Source organism: Pontibacter sp. LHS1 (assembly GCF_058932855.1).
Genome location: NZ_JBZYWF010000015.1, coordinates 44,200 through 60,559, shown reverse-complemented (window position 1 = coordinate 60,559; position 16,360 = coordinate 44,200). Strand labels below are relative to the sequence as shown.

The following is a 16,360-nucleotide window of genomic DNA, read 5'->3' as shown; positions in this document are numbered from 1 at the left end:
ATTAAATCTAAAACTATGAAATTGAAAGGCATACTCATGCTGGCAGGCCTGCTGCTGATGCTCAGGTCACAAGCCCAGCAAAAGAACGGCATAGATCGAATTGAAACTGAAAAAGGTCCCCTGACTATACAGCCTATGCTGCATGGCACACTGGCTTTCACCTGGGATGGCAAAACGATTTATGTTGATCCCTACGGCGGAGCCGAGGTGTTCAAAGGTATAGCCGCTCCTGATCTGATCCTGATCACCGACATCCACGGCGACCACCTCGATATGAAAACCCTGGAGGCCATTAACACGGACAAGGCGACTTTTGTGGTGCCACAAGCGGTGGCTGATAAACTGCCTGAGAACTTTAAAAAGCGTGCTGTTGTGCTCGGTAACAATGAGCACACCGAGCAACTCGGCATTGCCATAGCGGCACTGCCGATGTACAACCTGCCCGAAAGCGAGGACTCCCGCCACACCAAAGGCCGTGGCAATGGCTATGTGCTGGAGTTCGCAGACAAGACCGTATACCTGTCGGGTGACACCGAAGACATACCGGAGATGCGTGCGCTTCGCAACATCGATGTTGCCTTTGTTTGCATGAACCTGCCCTATACCATGGATATCGACCAGGCTGCCTCTGCTGTGCTCGAGTTCAAACCTGCTATCGTATACCCTTACCACTACCGGGGACAGGACGGCCTGAGCGATGTAGAGGCCTTCAAGAGAAAAGTAAACGAAGGTGACCAGAACATAGAGGTACGCCTGCGCAACTGGTACCCGGAAAAAGATAAAAAGTAAACAAAACGACTCAACCCCTGCATGCACGAATCCAGGCTGTACATTGAATATGTTGCCCGTATCATAGAAGCGATTGGCGTCCTGATCATTGCGACCGGGGCGGCCATTGCGCTTTTCCGCTTTATTTTTCCGCTACGGCACAATTCCCGCCGTTCTTACAAAGTGCTGCGCCACGAACTCGGCAAAGCGATCCTGCTGGGGCTCGAGATACTGGTTGCCGCCGACATCATCGCGACTGTGGTCACGGAGCCCTCCATGGATCGGGTGGTCACACTCGGCCTGATCGTGCTGATCAGGACCTTCCTGAGCCTCTCCCTGCAGGTAGAGCTCGAGGGTCGTTTTCCCTGGCAACCCAGAAGACCTGAAGCAGAACATCCCTTATAGTTCCCCTCCTCTATATCTTTAAAACCATCCCCCTGGTACGTAGTCTAACATGCTATACCTGCTGCTATGCCTCTACCGGTATGCACCTCACTTTTAGAGCATCGCTTATCTATTTGGTGCTAAGCATATGCCGCCTGTCCCACTTAAGGCAGCATTAGAGCTTCCCGGCCTTCATGCTGATGCTGACGCAGTAGTGGTACGGCAGGTCCCCTGTTGGCTAATTGCTGCTAGTGCTCAGAACTTTAACGGAACGGGGCGTGTTAAGCGGGAATGAAAAGCCGGTAAATGCGTTCACTTAACATAGCAACCCGGATGATCTTTTGAGTCAGTTTTGGCAATAAAAAATAAACTTTTAAAGTTAGTGTAAAAAGGTTTTTGGATTTAGAGCACAAAACCAAGCATTCGACTTTCTCAAAAAAATATTATTTTTATATTTACCGCAATTCAACTTTTACCATTATTCAAAACAACATGAAAGCATTCTTTCTTTCCTTATTGATTGTGCTGACCACAGCGGCGCCAGCAGTGCAGGCGCAGGGAACGGCTAAAGATGAGAACAAATCAGCCACTGCCTTGACCGGACAGTTCAACGATCTCAAAAGCAAGTCCAACTCCTACATGGAAGGCAACAGGGAGTATAAAGTGGTGAACGTAGGCCTGCTTAACTCATTCTGGCAAAGTGTACAGTCCACAATCAAGGAGGTGGAGCAGAAGCAGATGAAAGATCTGAACGCAACACGACAGGACCTGGAGACAGCACAGGCGCGCATTACCGAGCAGGAAAAGGAAATTGAAGCGCTGAAACTGGACAATGCTCAAAAAGAAGCTGCCGTGCAGCAGAGCGAAGATGCGGTAAACAACCTGCATGTATTGGGCATACCCATCCACAAGCAGGTATACGTGATCATCAACACGGCCATTATTGCCCTGCTACTGATTGCGCTGGGTGTAGTGTATACCCAGTTCAAGAGCAGCAAAAAGGTGACAGACCAGAAAAGAAAAGAGTTTGACGATATAGACCGTGAGTTTGCGGACTTCAAGAAGAACGCCCGTGAGCGTGAGATCAAGATCAAGCGTGAGCTACAGACAGAGATGAACCTCGTTGCAGAACTAAACGAGCAGATTGCCGTGCTACAGAAGAAAGTACACGTGTAAGCTTCTCTTTATCATACCACTATGCAGAACAGGCTGCCCTACTCCATGGGGCAGCCTGTTTTTTTATGGCCAGAAGTGATCGTAAAACTTCTTCCGGCGTTTTTTCTTTCTGTCCCTGCCATACATGTAATACACGAAGTAACCAACGGTATAAAGGGCGAGTACCGATGCGATGATGATGATCTCCATGTCCCTCTATACGTAAAAACCGCACAAAAGGCATTCAGCTTCAGATGGGCACCTTTTTCAAGGTTCGTATCTACCAGTAAGCAACCAACCTACAACTCAAACCGGTAAGCCAGGCCCGGATGCCACTCCAGTTTGCAAATGATAAAAGGCGCATACACGCCGTTCGCACAGCTTGGCAAGTCAACAAGCTCCAGCGGCTCTCCCCTGTGGCCATGCTTGTCCAGGTATAGTTTGGCCGAGGGGTCGAAACACTTATTCTGAAGCAGCAAGCGCCTCAGGGAGCCGGAAAAGCCATAGCATACCCAATGTGTCGGGTGCTGAAAATCTGTCTGTAATACTAAAGCATACCTCATAGCTACCATCTTTTATGTTTAGTACGAGGCTTTTTATAATTGGTACTCTGCAAATATCCTCTTTCCTATACCTCCAGTAGCACGCACCTTCCATCTTAGCTGCCAAACTCTATCGGATTAGACTCAAATCTTGCAGCTAGCAGCATGTTTCGAGTATTAGCTATTCCTATATCTGCGGATTTCACGCAGATAAGACAACTTTTTTACAATTTATTCATATAACATATATTAACCGTTAATCTACTTCACTCCACCAGATGACACCTAGCCAGATCATAGCAACAGCAGGTTCACGTCACACGAGGCAACATGTTGTAGTTCATGAGCAAACCTGCTGCATCATGACTTAGACCACCCGTTATGCTGAAAAACTGACAGAGATGATGCGCTTTAAATAAATATTAGGATGCAATAAATGAGAAACTTATGAAGAACACCTTTACACTCATTTTGTTAATGCTATTTGTGCTTGGCGCCACAGGTGCCTGGGCACAGCAGCGGCAAGTCAGCGGCCGTGTAACCGCCGCCGACACAGGCCAGGGTATGCCAGGGGTAAGTGTGGCTGTAAAAGGCACCACCACCGGTGTAGCCACCGACTCCGATGGCAGCTACCAGATACAGGTGCCTGACAACAATGCGACGCTCGTCTTTCGCTTTCTGGGCTACCAGACAAGGGAGGTGACAGTAGGCAGTCAGTCGACGATCAATGTGACGCTCAACACCGACGCGCAGCAGCTCGGCGAGGTGATGGTAACCGCACTGGGCATTACACGCGAAAAGAAAGCCTTGGGCTACGCAGCGCAATCTGTCGAGTCTGCTGAGATAACACAGCACCGCCAGCCCAACGTGCTGAATGCCCTGCAGGGCAAGGTGGCCGGCGCTACTATATCGAGCACAGGCGGTGCGCCTGGTCAAGGCACCAATATCCAGATCAGGGGCATCAACTCGATTGATGTGACCCGCAATAATCAGCCGCTTTTTGTAATTGACGGTGTGCTGATGGACAATTCTACTTCTACCTTCGGACAGAGCGCCGAGCTAAGAGGTATGAGCAACCGACTGGCTGATATTAACCCAGACGATATTGCGAGTATAAATGTACTTCGGGGTGGTGCGGCCACAGCACTCTACGGTCTTCGGGGTGCTAACGGCGTAGTAGTAATTACGACCAAAAGAGGCCAGGCAGGGGCACTTAGTGTGAATTTTACAAGTACAGCCGGTTTGGAAGAGGTAAATAAATTCCCAGACGTGCAGGATACCTACACGCAAGGCTACAGAGGCGAGTACGACCCCACAAGCTTCTGGCCATCCTGGGGGCCGACGGTTGAAGAAGCCCGACAACTAGACCCCACCCACCCTGACAGACTCTATAATCACTTCAGAGAGGCATACGAAACCGGCCATCAGTTCAGAAATTCCCTTTCCTTTTCTGGCGGCAATGAAACTATTACCTTCCTCTCTTCCCTATCACACCTCAAGCACGAGGGTGTGCTGCCATTTACAGATTTCGAGAATTTCTCGGCCCGATTGAACACGGATGTTAAATTAAGCGAAAAGTTTAGAACGGGAGCCAATTTTAACTACTCAAACTCAGGTGGGCATCGCTATAATGCAGACCGTTTTAACGAAAGTTTGAGCTACTGGTCACCTCGCTGGGATGTGACGGATTTCAGAAAGCCGGACGGCACGATGAATTCTTATGGCAATAACAACCCGATTTATGGGGCGGCAACTAACCGTATGGAAGATGATGTGAACAGATTCATAGGAAATGTGCATTTTGGATACGCGCCGGTTAAGTGGCTGGACCTGAGCTATCGTATCGGATTGGACACTTATACCGACGACAGAACCCGCACAGCACCTGGCCCACGTGGTTTGGCTGATGAGCGTGTCTATGAGGACAACGACCAAGGTTTTGTTTACGAGTACACTACTAAGTTCCGTAGCATTAACTCCACTTTTGTGGCGACTGCCAATACAGGTATAGGAGAGAACTTCAATGCCACGTTTCGCTTAGGGCATGAGCTATATGATGAAACTGTCAAAAGTTTTGGTGTGGAAGGTGATGAACTCACCGTGTTTGACTACTTTGATCTGCGCAATGCCCGCCTGCTTACATCCAGACAGGATCAGTCAGAGTACCGTCTGATGGGCTTTTTCGGAGAGGCCACCATTGATTACCAGGATTTCCTCTTCCTGACGCTAACCGGCCGGAACGACATCACTTCGACACTCAGAAAAGCCAACAACTCCTTCTTTTATCCTTCTGCAAGTCTGAGTTATTTATTTTCTGAGCACTTCGAACTGCCTTCTTTCATCAACCAGAGTAAACTGCGCTTTTCTTATGCACAGACTGCTAAGGATGCTCCCCGCTACGCTACCTCATTTGGTTATTCCCCTTATTCTGGATTTCCAACAGGTTTCACAGGCTTCACCCGTGCAGAATTACTAGGTGATATCAACCTGCGTCCCGAGTTTACGGATACCTACGAGGCCGGGCTGGAGATGTCCTTCCTGAACAATCGTCTGGGTTTTGACTTCACTTATTATTACTCGTTAAGCAAAGATCAAATCATTCCAATTAATGTGGCAGCCTCGACAGGCTACGTACGGGCCGCGGTGAACTCCGGCGAAATGCGCAACAAAGGGGTGGAGATCGTTCTGAACGCGGTGCCTGTGCAGTCTGAGAATTTCACCTGGGATACCAGACTGATCTTCTCTGCTAACCGAAACAAGATCCTGAGCATTAGGGAAGGCTTGGAGGAGATCCCGTACGCCTCTCAGTTTGGTTATGTGGGCTCCACTGTGACCATGAAATTGATACCAGGCCAGCCATACGGTAACATCTACGGCTCACACTGGCAGCGCTACTATGGTGGTGCTGAAGAAGACCCGCTGTTTATTGACGAGAATCGGCCAATCGTAATTGGTGCTGATGGGTTCCCGGTACGCGCACCGCTTTCGAGTCAGAAGATATTGGGTAACTCAATGCCTGACTGGATTGGTGGTTTCACCAATACCTTCACATACAAAGGCCTGAGCCTGACCGGCCTGTTGGATGCCCAATGGGGTCATGAGAAATACAACCAGATGGGTAACTTCTTCTCCGCCTTTGGCATAGCTGACTACACCGAAGACCGAAACGAGTTCAGAGTGTTTGAGGGGGTGCTATCCGACGGGACACCAAACACGAAACAGGTATGGCTCGGACAGGGTGTGGGACCTGACGGTGTAGATTATGGGGATGGTTTCTACCGTCGCTTCCACAGAGGGGTGTCTGAGGAATTTGTGGAGGATGCCTCTTGGGTGCGTTTGCGGTCCCTGACCCTTAGTTATTCTCTGCCTAGCACGCTCTTTGAAAACATTTTTATCCGGAACGCCTCTGTCTCACTCACTGGCAACAACTTGTGGCTCTGGACCAGATACTCTGGTTTTGATCCCGAGAACAGCTCCACACCAAGCGGCAGCAACGTCACTGGTTTCGCCGGATTCACTTACCCGGCTGTGAGAAGCTACCTGATCACGCTGAATGTCGGATTCTAAATCAAGAACTAAAATGAGAAAGATATATAGATTTGCGCTTGCCTTTATGATAATCGGGGCATCGCTCGGCCTGCAAAGCTGCGAGGATTATTTTGACCTGCACGAGAACCCTAATTTAGTGTCGAATCCGCCGCTGAACGCTATGCTTTCCACCACCACCCAGAAAACAGGCCTAAACAGCCAGCGCATAGCCGCCAACACTGCTTTTTATGTGCAGTATGTGGCCAGCCCGGTAGCTGGCAATGCCACCGACACCTACCAGGTAACCGACCTTACCAGCACCTGGGATGCGATCTATCTGGCGATGGCTGACATTTACGACATGAAACAGAAGGGCATAGAAGAAGGCGCAACGGACTATGTTGGCGTAGCCAACATCCTGATGGCCTATCACCTCAACCTGGTGATTGACCACTGGGGCGACGCTCCTTACTCAGAGGCTTTCGACAACAGTACGCTGACTCCAGGTTTTGATTCAGCTCAGGACCTGTATGCCGAAGCGCTGCGCCTGCTTGACGAAGGTATAGCTGAGCTCAACAAAACAGATTCACGCATTGCCTTAAGGGCCGAAGACGACCTGATACACGGTGGTGATAAGACCCAGTGGATTCGCACGGCTTATGCCTTTAAGGCCCGCATGCTCAACAAAGTAAGCAAGCTTCCCAGCTACGACCCTACCGCCGTGCTAACCGCTGTTGACAACTCTTATCAGTCCAATGCAGACGATGCGGAGATGGAAGTGTTTGCCATTCGCAACCCATGGGCACAGATAGCGCTGAATAATACAAACCTCGTGTTGGGCGGCTGGCTTTCAGAGCAATTCGTTGACCACCTGAACGGCACCACCTATGGTGTGGTTGACCCTCGTCTGCCTCTCATCACTGACCGGACTGACCCTACTCTTCCCATAGCCCCCTACATCGGCACACCAAACGGTGTGGGCAACTTGGGTCCGCGGAACAACACGGTCCGTGACGAGGTTTACATCTCCCGAAACTCCCCTTTAACCGGAGATCTTTCTCCTCTTACTATCGTTTCATATGCCGAGATGAAATTTGTGGAGGCCGAAGCCGCCTTCAGAGCCGGGGACCGACAACGGGCCTATACGGCCTACCTGGAAGGTATACGCGCGCACATGGACAAGCTGGGCGTGCCTGCCGGTGAGCGGGATGCCTACCTGAACAACCCGGCTGTAGGTGTAGGCGCCGCCAACCTGACGCTGGATCTGATCTTTAAGGAAAAGTATGTGGTGACCTACCTCAACCCGGAGGCCTGGAATGATGCCAGACGATACGATTACCAGTACGCTGACTTCGACCTGCCTGCCAACGCCGATCTGCCGACCTTTATACGCAGAATTGCCTACCCGCAAGGCGAAGCCAGCAAGAACCCTAACACACCGGACTCGCCTGTACTGTCAGAACCGCTCTGGTGGGACCAGTAGAAGTCTGAGAATTTGGAATTTAAGAGTGACTTAAATTCTTCGATTTTGGAAAAAAAACAGCAGTTGATCTGGGGTGGATTGGCTGCTGTTTTTTTATTACCTGGGACCAGGTATAGCCTATCAATACGACAGCCTGAATTTATTCAGGTTAGGGAGGCGTTGCTTTTTGCGCTTTAGTTCGTGTTCGTAGAAGGCGCGGCCGAGGTTTTGCATAAAGGGATAGCCTACGGTTTCGTACTCGTACTTGCCGTCGTTGAATATCCCGTTTTCATTTACCAGAATAACTGCCGTGAGTATGAACTCCACCTGCTTGTCGAAGTCCACGATGTAGGCGTTGTCGATCAGGAAGCCGTAGGCGTTGCCGATCTTATTGAAGATGCGGATGTTTTCAGGTATGCGCTCTTTCGAGTTGCCGTACATCAGGAATTTCACGTAGCCATCCGGGTACTCTTTTGGGTCATAAGTCGGGTAATCGCTCTCCCGGGGCAGCATGGACATATACTTATAAAGGAAAGTGTAGTCCTCTTCTGTCAGGTTGAAGCGCTGCTCCGATGGCACTGCCTCCGGAAACAGCACAGTCTTGAGTATACCTTGCAGGTTTTCTAAGGAGATATAGTTTTTGACCGTAAAGTCCATGGGGCCGTCCACCAGCTTGTCGTCTACTATGTGCCCTTTGCCCAGAACCCCTTCAAACTTAGCCTGCGTGAAAGGAGTCGGATTGTTGACCAATGGCTGCTCGTAGATCACCTGGCCGTCTTTATAAAACCGGAACGGATTGGTATGGCGGTTCTCGTCGGGGCTCAGAAAAATGCTGAGGCGATGCACAAGCTGCACATCCTGGAAGCCCTTTTCGTGCAAGGACTGATTCAGCCGCTGCTGCCCCACAAACTCGTAGAGGCGGTTATAGGCATCATTGTCGCTTACCAGGAACAGCTTTTTGATGTAGTGCGCAATGGTAGCCTGTCCGTCTGCCGAGGTACTGTCACCACTTACTGGACTTTGGCCGGCGTAGGCGCTATCAACCTGCAGCGGCGTGTACTTGTCCAGTCCTTCTATACCCAGTTCGTTGAGCTTCTCCAGCGCCACCACCGCACCGGGTAGTTTTACGGTACTCGCCGGGTAAAAGTACTCCTCCGGATTGACCCGATAGGTATAGGACCTGAAGTGCGGCTGGTTGTTTTCGTCACGGTCTATCTGGGTATAAAGGATCTGCACCCTGTACTGGTCCGGGTTGTCGAGTATGTTTTGGAATTGCTCAGGCTTCGAGGCAAGTATTTTTTCGATCATGTTGGTTTTTGTGCTTGCCCCCTGCCTGTTGCCAGCGCAGGAAGCCAGGGTTATACCTCCGACCAGACTCAGGTATAGCGCCAACTTGCGCATTGGCTTAAGAGGCGTGTTTTTCATGGCAGGCAGTGATCGGATCATGGTTTAAAATAAGCAGCTTTTCCCGGTTTGTCCTATATTTCAGGTATAAAATAAGCCTTGTTCTCAGAAAAGGAGTTTTGGTCTTCTCTTCCTATACTACAGGGTGCCAAATACATAGATAATTACTATATTGTAGCACTATACCTCCCCAATAATAATCTAAGGTATAGCAGCAACTGAATCATACCTTCACCTTCAAACCTCATCCATGAGCAAATACGGTCTGCACGGCAAATTACAGGCAACAGCTGGCAACGGAGCGCAACTTGCCCAAATTCTCTTAGAGGCTTCCCGACTGGTGTCCACCGCGAAAGGTTGCCGGTTATACCTGGTAAGTAAGGAGAGCAACACCCCTGATGACGTATGGGTAACGGAGGTATGGGACAGCAAAGAAGACCACGACAACTCCCTGCAGGTGCCAGGCGTGAAAGAGCTGATCAGTAAGGCCATGCCGCTGCTGGCTGGCAGACCGGAGAAAGGCCAGGAACTGGAAGTGCTTGGAGGGGCGGGGTTGGAATAATAAATACCACTACGAAATCAGGTTATGAGGCTACTCTTACTCTCACTCATCTTCAATTTTATAACGATCAGTTTCTGTACTGCCCAGGAAAGAAAACTCGCTGACACTTACACAGGTTTCGGTATAAAGGGTGGGTCCAGTTCCTCCTGGTTCAGTTTCGACCCTTCTCAGAACCAAGGCTGGGCAACTGGTTACACTGCAGGCCTACTACTGAAACATACTGTGCGTGTAAACGAGAACGAACCCATGATGGGGATACAGGTAGAGCTAAACTTGGTACAACGTGGGTGGTCAGATAAAGTCGATTCTACGACTACTTATACCCGATCACTACATTATGTAGAACTTCCTTTTATGACGCAAGCTGTTTGGGGACGCAAAAACACCAAATTACTAGCTAATCTCGGCCCCTCCATCAGCTATCTTGTGTCGAACCGTGACAGTGTACAAGCTATCGTAGACACCAAGCATGATGGCTATTACCAGAAAGAGATTGAGAATCCCTGGCTATTGGGCCTCACTTTGGGAGCAGGTCTGCAGCGCAGCACCTCACTAGGCACCTTTCAACTGGAAGCAAGAATCACACAAAGCCTGAACAGCATTATGACCAAAAGACAACAAGTTGTTTCTGCCACCAACACTAACATCACTATCACGGCGGCCTACTTGTTCGACCTTCGATCTAAATAAGAGGACACTTCATATTGCGATGGGACATTTCACTTTTTAAGGTCACAATTTGCACCACGGTCATCCACATCAGGCAAGGACAACCCACTGATTACCCGGCTGTATTTGCGCTCTTGGAGAAGGCTTTCAGCGGTCTGAAGATAAGGGAACATAACGAGCACTGCCAGGTGTAGGGTCTCCGCCAGTCAGATGCGTTTATACCTGAGCTGTCGCTGGTAGCGGTGGCAGCAAAGAGAATCGTTGGCCATACCCTGCTGACGAAATTTAAAATCCTGAACGGACAGCAACAGCTTTAAAGCATTGTTGCTCAGCAGCAAGAAACACCTTACCAAGCAATGCTCGCAAAATTAGCTACGGCGCTTGCAACCTATGTTATAAATATTGAATCTTCCTGATAGCAACTATACCTAAACAAGGTATAGCCTCACCACTACCACGAAAGATTCAAGCTATGCCAAAACACAACCTAAGCCGCCTGGCTACCACCTTTCTTTTCCTTTTCATAGCCACCGCCTCTTTCTGCCAAACCCACAGCATAACAGGCACCGTGGTAAGTGCAGCACAGCAGGAGGCTATACCTTACGTCAACATCGGCATCAAAAAGAAGAACATCGGTACTGCTACGAGACCGGACGGCAGCTTCAGGATCAGCCTGAAGGAAGAGAACCGACAAGACACGCTCACCTTCTCCGCCATTGGGTATAACGAACTTTCGCTGCCTGTTTCCGCCATCCTCTCCGGCGGTATCAGTTCCTTCGAACTCACTGAGAAAACCACGGCACTGCGCGAAGTCGTGATCAGCAGCAAGGCGCCTAAGATCAAGAAATTTGGCACCACATCACGCAACCCATTCCTGTATGGCTCAGCAGAAACAGTGCACTCGGAGGATATTTCAGAGCTGGGCAAATACATTAACCTCAACAACAAAACTTCTGAGATTCTGTCTGCCACGGTATACCTGCGCAGCATCAAACGCGATTCTGCCAGCTTTCGCATCAACCTGTATAAAAATGAAAATGGCTTGCCGGGTGAGCGACTGGTTGAGAAAAGCATCATCAGGCGGCTTCCGCTAACCCAGGGCTGGGTCACTATACCCCTGGAACAATATGGCCTGGTGGTGGACGAGGATTTCTTTTTAGGGATAGAATACCTGCCGGAATACAGCAATCACGAAAAGTACATTTTCATTTACGGTGCTGCACTGGGCGGTAGCTTCTACTCTAGAAAAGCCAGCCTGGGTGACTGGGAAAAAGGAGTGGGAGGCCGGCTGGCAGCTTATGTGACGGTAAGGCAATAACGCACCGGGCCCGCACTGTATGAAAAGCAACGCAGTTCTATTCTCTGTTCTTCTTCTGCTTGGTCTGCTACCTGGCAGGGATACCTGGGCGCAGCAGCTGCCTGCTGCACCTAAACAGGTGATCCAGCTCTCCGGTATGGTGTATGCAGCGGATAGCCTGACAGCTTTAGAAGGCGTAGCTGTGTATGTGCCGGGCACCACACGGAGCACACATACCCGTAAAAGTGGCTATTTTTCGATGCCGGTCGTAGTAGGCGATACCATAGTATTTGCGGCCTTGGGATTCGAAAAGCTACACCTGACCATACCTGCCGACAGCAAGGAAAGCAGCATTACACTGCGCATCAGGCTGGAAGAAAAAAGCAATACCTTGCCTACCGTCGATGTAATGCCCTGGGCAACAGAATATGACCTGAAACAGGCCGTTTTAAGAACGAAGCTACCAGCAGAAGCGACTGACCGCTTGCCCCCTATACCTCCTCCCGTTGTATACAAATCGATCACGGATATGCCGGCGATGGACGCTAATGCAAACTTCAGGTATGGTCAGGGAATATTGAAGGGACAGCGGGAATCACGGCACAGAGTACCGGATATTCTGAAGATCTTCTCGATCCCGATACGCTAGCGCTAAGTCCTGTCAGGTATAGCCTATGCTTCCTGCTTCTCGAGGTTGAACAGCGCACTCAGTCCTTCGAGCAGTGCCTCTGACTCACCGCGCTGGCAAGCTGCTTTCAGCTCCAGAGCAGGCAGTTTCACGATCTTGTTGAGGATGCTTTTGGTAATGGCTTCTACCAGCTCTTTTTGATTATCATCCAGCTTCCTGGTATAGCGGGCCAGCTCCTGCTGACGGATCTCCTCCAGTCGGCTCTTGAACTGCTGCAAGGCAGGTGACATGGCCATTTCGCGGGTCCAAGCGTTGAATTCAGTCATTGCTTCTGCTATGATTTCCTTTACCTGAGGTATAGCGGCCATGCGCATGGTCAGCGCCTCTGTGGCACGGTTACGGATATTGTCTACATTGTATACTCTGGCGTTTGGCAAAGTTTCAATGGCAGCGTCGATGCTGCGCGGCATAGATAGGTCCACGAAGAACTGAGGTGCGTTTTCACCTAGCTGCACAATATCAGCCTGTCCGATAAAGAAGCAGTCACCCGGTACAGAAGAGATCACAACATCTGCCTGGGCCATCTCTTCCCACACGTTCTCCCAGTAAATAGCGCGGGCGTTGGTCTTCTGAGCCAGCTCCAGTGCCTTATGGTGTGTGCGATTGGCGATGGTGATGTTGCTGATCTTCGATTTGCCAAAGTTATCGCACACATTCGCGCCGATCTCCCCTACCCCGATCATCAGCACACGCGGATCGGCCATACCTTTGGTCAGCTCCTCTACCAGCTCCACCGTAGCATACGATACTGAGGCAGCACCGTCAAAAAAGGCGGTTTGGTTGAATACCTGCTTGTTCGTAAAGAAGATCGTGTGCATCAGCCTGTGCAGGAAGGGCCCCGCCATGTCGGCATCAGCAGCCCACTGGTAGGCTTTTTTCACCTGGTTGAGTATTTGCATATCGCCCACTACCTGCGACTCCAGCCCCAGCGACACATAAAACAGATGCTGTACCGCCTGCTGGTGATGGGCGATGTTCTGGAAATAAGACGCAATCTCTTTTGTTGCGATAAAGCCTTTCTCAATCGCGATCAGCTTCATGATCTCGCGTGACAGGTCTTGCGCAGCGGAATAGTATACCTCCGTGCGGTTGCAGGTAGAAAGCACCATGACATCCTGCGCATTGGTGAATTCGCTGATCTTATCGAGCAGGTTACGGCAGCCGATCTCGTTCAGCGAAACTGCTTCACGCACGGCGATAGGTGCTTGCTTGTAAGATAATGTAAGGGCTTTAAACTGATTTTGCATGTCTTTCTCTCAGATACAATGCAAATTTCTTAAAAGCTGGGGTCGGAAAGTATGACAATTGTCACTTTCGTGTAGGAGAAATGTCAATGTTTGGAGACGTGAAGCCAAAAGGTTTGCGGAGAATAAATGCGCTAATCTCCACAAAGATGCAGAGATTAGGCAATACTTGCCACCAAGCGGTAAGATGAACGTGGTGAATGCAACTGGTGCTTCGCATGCTTAATTCCGCATTCGCTCCAGTTTCTGCGAGTTCAGAATCGTGATCTTGCTGCCGCGGGTGTCGATGAGGTTTTCATCTTTGAAATCCGCCAGGGTGCGAATTACGGTCTCTTTGGAAGCCCCTACAATGCTGGCCAGGTCTTCGCGGGTGATCGATACCTCTGACTTGTAGTTCGGGTCTTCTTTGTACTGCTTTTCCACAAACAGCAGCGCCTCTGCCACACGTTTGCGTACTGAGTTGTATGCCAGTTTCAGCAGCCGCTCTTCCCGGTCGGCCAGGTTATCTGATAGGATCTTGATGAACTTGCCTGCTACGTCGCGGTTCTGGTAGAGCAAGGTATAGAAGTCCTCACGCGGGATGATGTATACCTCAGAGTCCTCCAGCGCCATAGCCGATTCGCGGTAGGTCTTCTCCTCCAGCAGATCGAGGTAGCCAATAAAATCACCGTCCTTGTACAGACTGGTAATGTACTCCCGGCCCTCTTCATTCGACTTGTAAGTCTTGATCTTGCCTTTGTTGAGGAAGTACAGGTTGCTAGGGTAATTGCCCTCTGAGAACAGGTGCTGCTTCTTGCGGAACACTGTCACACGGCGGTTTTCAGAGATCAGCTTATTGAGCTCTTCATACCCTTTCGCCTCCTGTATAAAGTTGTCGATACCCTGCACGTCGCGCTGAAACTCGGCTTTCAGTATCTCGTTTTTCTTCAGGCGCATTTCCACCACATCGAGTAGCTCTACATCGTCGAAAGGCTTGGTCAGGTAGTCGTCAGCGCCCAGGTTCATGCCTTTGCGGAAGTCGTCTTTCTCCGACTTGGCCGTCAGGAAAACAAAGGGGATACTGGCAGTTTCCGGATTTTTGCTGAGCATGTGAAGCACACCGTAGCCGTCGAGCTGTGGCATCATGATATCACAAATGATCAGATCCGGGTGCTCCTTCTTGGCCAGGTCAACGCCTATCTTTCCGTTAGGCGCTTCGAGGACCTGGTAGTTGGCCAGCGACAGGATCTCGGCGGTGTTCTCCCGGATTTCCTGGTTATCTTCAATCAGTAATATCTTTTTCATATCTGTGGGGTATATGGCAAAGTGATGGTGAAAGTGGTGCCGCTACCCAGTTCGCTTTCGTAGTGCAGCTCGCCTCCCATTATCTCTACATATTTTTTTACAATATTAAGACCCAGACCCGTTCCTTGTATATTAGTTACGTTCTGCGCTCTGAAAAAGGGTGTAAACAAGTGTGCTTTGTCTTCGTCAGGTATACCGATCCCCTCATCACGCACAACCAGCCTGATCGTGTCTCCTTTTACGTCAGTTGTAAACCAGATCGTGCTGTCCTCTCCTGAGTATTTGCTGCCGTTGGAGAGCAGGTTAATGATCACGTTACGCATAAGCTGCTTATCCAGGTATACCGTGTGCTGAGCACCTTCATGCTGGTAGTTTATGCGCTGCCCCTCTTTCAGGAAGCCCTGCATTTCGTCGACAACCTCTGCTGCGAAACTCTGCAAATCAAATGTGCTCGGCATATTGTGAATCTTACCTTCCTCCATCCTGCTGATCGACAGAAAATCGTTCAGGATATTAGTCAGGTTGTGAACAGCGGACTTAATACGACCTACGTGCTTCAGGCGCTTTTCATCGTCTTCGGCAGTTTTATACTTGGTGATAAGCGAGGCCGACGACAGCACGGTGCTGAGGGGCGTCCGGAACTCGTGTGAGGCGATGGTCACGAAGCGCGACTTCAGTTCATGCAGTTCCTTTTCCTTTTGCAGGGCTTTATAGATCTCCTGCTGGGCCTTCTTCAGCGTTTTATTTGCCTTCTCCAGATTCTGTATGGCTGCTGCAAGCTCCTGTGTGCGGTCCTCTACCCGTTGCTCCAGCTCTGTGTTCAGCTTTTGAATTTCGGCCAGACTCTTGGCGTGCTCTATGCTATACCTGATAGAGCGCTCCAGGTCGTATGGATTGAAAGTGCCTTTCACCAGATAGTCCTGCGCACCTGCCCGCATGGCTTTCTCGTCCGTTTCGCGGTCGCTCTGACCAGTGAGTAGAATGAACGGAGCAGTTATACCTTCGTTGACAGCCTGCGTGATCAGCTCCAGTCCGTCATGCGCCCCCAGCCTGAAATCAACCAGGTATACATGGTGTCGCTGCTCCCTGATAATGCTGATGGCCTCGTTGAAGGATGGCGCCCAATCGAGCACATAGTTGCGCCCGGGTATATCGTCCATGATATCCCGCGCAATGATGAAATCATCTTCATCATCATCTACCAGCAAAACACGAATTCTGTCAGGCATATTTTGAGTTTGGGAATTTGGGAGTTTGAGAGTTTAGGAGATTTAGAGTTAGGGTAACAAGCTTATAATATTGATTAGTTTTAACTAAGTGATGAAGCCTCACTCCTTCACTGACTAAAAATTCATCATTCCCAACTCCTAAAC

General features: G+C 50.0%; 15 protein-coding genes. 9 read left to right on the top strand and 6 right to left on the bottom strand.

Annotation, left to right across the window (positions count from 1 at the left end):
* Positions 1–15: 15 nt before the first annotated feature.
* From AC5FXQ_RS19860 to AC5FXQ_RS19850, 3 genes are all read left to right on the top strand, one after another.
* Positions 16–789 carry an MBL fold metallo-hydrolase gene (locus tag AC5FXQ_RS19860; RefSeq protein ID WP_493604156.1) on the top strand — a complete coding sequence of 258 codons (774 nt, stop codon included), beginning with the start codon at positions 16–18 and terminating at the stop codon, positions 787–789.
* 21 nt (positions 790–810) lie between these two features.
* Positions 811–1,173 (top strand): DUF1622 domain-containing protein, encoded by a 363-nt coding sequence (locus tag AC5FXQ_RS19855; protein WP_493604155.1) that lies wholly within the window; start codon positions 811–813, stop codon positions 1,171–1,173.
* Between the two features lie 471 nt (positions 1,174–1,644).
* Positions 1,645–2,328, top strand: a complete 684-nt coding sequence (locus AC5FXQ_RS19850; RefSeq protein WP_493604154.1) for a hypothetical protein — start codon at positions 1,645–1,647, stop codon at positions 2,326–2,328.
* A gap of 63 nt (positions 2,329–2,391) precedes the next feature.
* Here the strand turns inward: AC5FXQ_RS19850 and AC5FXQ_RS19845 are convergent, their stop codons facing one another.
* Together AC5FXQ_RS19845 and AC5FXQ_RS19840 are read right to left on the bottom strand one after the other, a co-directional pair.
* Positions 2,392–2,517: a hypothetical protein gene (locus AC5FXQ_RS19845; protein ID WP_493604153.1), complete on the bottom strand. Its 126-nt coding sequence runs from the start codon at positions 2,515–2,517 to the stop codon at positions 2,392–2,394.
* An 89-nt stretch (positions 2,518–2,606) separates the two neighbouring features.
* Positions 2,607–2,870: a hypothetical protein gene (locus AC5FXQ_RS19840; protein WP_493604152.1), complete on the bottom strand. Its 264-nt coding sequence runs from the start codon at positions 2,868–2,870 to the stop codon at positions 2,607–2,609.
* 426 nt (positions 2,871–3,296) lie between these two features.
* On the opposite strand from AC5FXQ_RS19840, the gene AC5FXQ_RS19835 reads away from it, so the two are divergent.
* Together AC5FXQ_RS19835 and AC5FXQ_RS19830 are read left to right on the top strand one after the other, a co-directional pair.
* Positions 3,297–6,416, top strand: coding sequence for a SusC/RagA family TonB-linked outer membrane protein (locus AC5FXQ_RS19835; RefSeq protein ID WP_493604151.1), 3,120 nt, complete (start codon positions 3,297–3,299; stop codon positions 6,414–6,416).
* 13 nt (positions 6,417–6,429) lie between these two features.
* Entirely contained in the window at positions 6,430–7,860 is a 1,431-nt protein-coding gene (locus AC5FXQ_RS19830) for a SusD/RagB family nutrient-binding outer membrane lipoprotein (protein WP_493604150.1), read from the top strand.
* Between the two features lie 120 nt (positions 7,861–7,980).
* Here AC5FXQ_RS19830 and AC5FXQ_RS19825 read toward each other — a convergent pair whose 3' ends face one another.
* The gene (locus AC5FXQ_RS19825; RefSeq protein WP_493604149.1) at positions 7,981–9,285 is read right to left on the bottom strand and encodes a serine hydrolase; all 1,305 of its coding nucleotides are present in this window, start codon (positions 9,283–9,285) and stop codon (positions 7,981–7,983) included.
* Between the two features lie 208 nt (positions 9,286–9,493).
* On the opposite strand from AC5FXQ_RS19825, the gene AC5FXQ_RS19820 reads away from it, so the two are divergent.
* The 4 genes from AC5FXQ_RS19820 to AC5FXQ_RS19805 all read left to right on the top strand — a co-directional run bounded on the left by AC5FXQ_RS19820 (position 9,494) and on the right by AC5FXQ_RS19805 (position 12,420).
* Positions 9,494–9,805, top strand: coding sequence for a putative quinol monooxygenase (locus tag AC5FXQ_RS19820; RefSeq protein WP_493604148.1), 312 nt, complete (start codon positions 9,494–9,496; stop codon positions 9,803–9,805).
* A gap of 24 nt (positions 9,806–9,829) precedes the next feature.
* Positions 9,830–10,495, top strand: coding sequence for a porin family protein (locus AC5FXQ_RS19815; RefSeq protein ID WP_493604147.1), 666 nt, complete (start codon positions 9,830–9,832; stop codon positions 10,493–10,495).
* 451 nt (positions 10,496–10,946) lie between these two features.
* A complete protein-coding gene (locus AC5FXQ_RS19810; protein ID WP_493604146.1) occupies positions 10,947–11,792 on the top strand; it encodes a carboxypeptidase-like regulatory domain-containing protein in 846 nt (281 codons plus the stop codon).
* Between the two features lie 19 nt (positions 11,793–11,811).
* Positions 11,812–12,420 (top strand): carboxypeptidase-like regulatory domain-containing protein, encoded by a 609-nt coding sequence (locus tag AC5FXQ_RS19805; protein WP_493604145.1) that lies wholly within the window; start codon positions 11,812–11,814, stop codon positions 12,418–12,420.
* Between the two features lie 23 nt (positions 12,421–12,443).
* On the opposite strand, the gene hemA is transcribed toward AC5FXQ_RS19805, so the two are convergent.
* The 3 genes from hemA to AC5FXQ_RS19790 all read right to left on the bottom strand — a co-directional run bounded on the left by hemA (position 12,444) and on the right by AC5FXQ_RS19790 (position 16,216).
* The gene (gene hemA / locus AC5FXQ_RS19800; protein WP_493604144.1) at positions 12,444–13,706 is read right to left on the bottom strand and encodes a glutamyl-tRNA reductase; all 1,263 of its coding nucleotides are present in this window, start codon (positions 13,704–13,706) and stop codon (positions 12,444–12,446) included.
* 219 nt (positions 13,707–13,925) lie between these two features.
* Positions 13,926–14,987, bottom strand: coding sequence for a response regulator (locus tag AC5FXQ_RS19795; RefSeq protein ID WP_493604143.1), 1,062 nt, complete (start codon positions 14,985–14,987; stop codon positions 13,926–13,928).
* Positions 14,984–16,216: a sensor histidine kinase gene (locus AC5FXQ_RS19790; RefSeq protein ID WP_493604142.1), complete on the bottom strand. Its 1,233-nt coding sequence runs from the start codon at positions 16,214–16,216 to the stop codon at positions 14,984–14,986. The genes AC5FXQ_RS19795 and AC5FXQ_RS19790 overlap by 4 nt, the downstream gene beginning before the upstream one ends.
* Between the last annotated feature and the right edge of the window lie 144 nt (positions 16,217–16,360).

What these genes read in the sequence shown, in the direction of transcription:
- AC5FXQ_RS19835 (WP_493604151.1), top strand. Translation starts at nt 3,297, where the DNA reads ATGAAGAACACCTTTACACTCATTTTGTTAATGCTATTTGTGCTTGGC.
- AC5FXQ_RS19830 (WP_493604150.1), top strand. Translation starts at nt 6,430, where the DNA reads ATGAGAAAGATATATAGATTTGCGCTTGCCTTTATGATAATCGGGGCA.
- AC5FXQ_RS19790 (WP_493604142.1), bottom strand. Translation starts at nt 16,216, where the DNA reads ATGCCTGACAGAATTCGTGTTTTGCTGGTAGATGATGATGAAGATGAT.
- AC5FXQ_RS19845 (WP_493604153.1), bottom strand. Translation starts at nt 2,517, where the DNA reads ATGGAGATCATCATCATCGCATCGGTACTCGCCCTTTATACCGTTGGT.
- AC5FXQ_RS19825 (WP_493604149.1), bottom strand. Translation starts at nt 9,285, where the DNA reads ATGATCCGATCACTGCCTGCCATGAAAAACACGCCTCTTAAGCCAATG.
- AC5FXQ_RS19805 (WP_493604145.1), top strand. Translation starts at nt 11,812, where the DNA reads ATGAAAAGCAACGCAGTTCTATTCTCTGTTCTTCTTCTGCTTGGTCTG.
- AC5FXQ_RS19855 (WP_493604155.1), top strand. Translation starts at nt 811, where the DNA reads ATGCACGAATCCAGGCTGTACATTGAATATGTTGCCCGTATCATAGAA.
- AC5FXQ_RS19815 (WP_493604147.1), top strand. Translation starts at nt 9,830, where the DNA reads ATGAGGCTACTCTTACTCTCACTCATCTTCAATTTTATAACGATCAGT.
- AC5FXQ_RS19840 (WP_493604152.1), bottom strand. Translation starts at nt 2,870, where the DNA reads ATGAGGTATGCTTTAGTATTACAGACAGATTTTCAGCACCCGACACAT.
- hemA (WP_493604144.1), bottom strand. Translation starts at nt 13,706, where the DNA reads ATGCAAAATCAGTTTAAAGCCCTTACATTATCTTACAAGCAAGCACCT.
- AC5FXQ_RS19810 (WP_493604146.1), top strand. Translation starts at nt 10,947, where the DNA reads ATGCCAAAACACAACCTAAGCCGCCTGGCTACCACCTTTCTTTTCCTT.
- AC5FXQ_RS19820 (WP_493604148.1), top strand. Translation starts at nt 9,494, where the DNA reads ATGAGCAAATACGGTCTGCACGGCAAATTACAGGCAACAGCTGGCAAC.
- AC5FXQ_RS19860 (WP_493604156.1), top strand. Translation starts at nt 16, where the DNA reads ATGAAATTGAAAGGCATACTCATGCTGGCAGGCCTGCTGCTGATGCTC.
- AC5FXQ_RS19795 (WP_493604143.1), bottom strand. Translation starts at nt 14,987, where the DNA reads ATGAAAAAGATATTACTGATTGAAGATAACCAGGAAATCCGGGAGAAC.
- AC5FXQ_RS19850 (WP_493604154.1), top strand. Translation starts at nt 1,645, where the DNA reads ATGAAAGCATTCTTTCTTTCCTTATTGATTGTGCTGACCACAGCGGCG.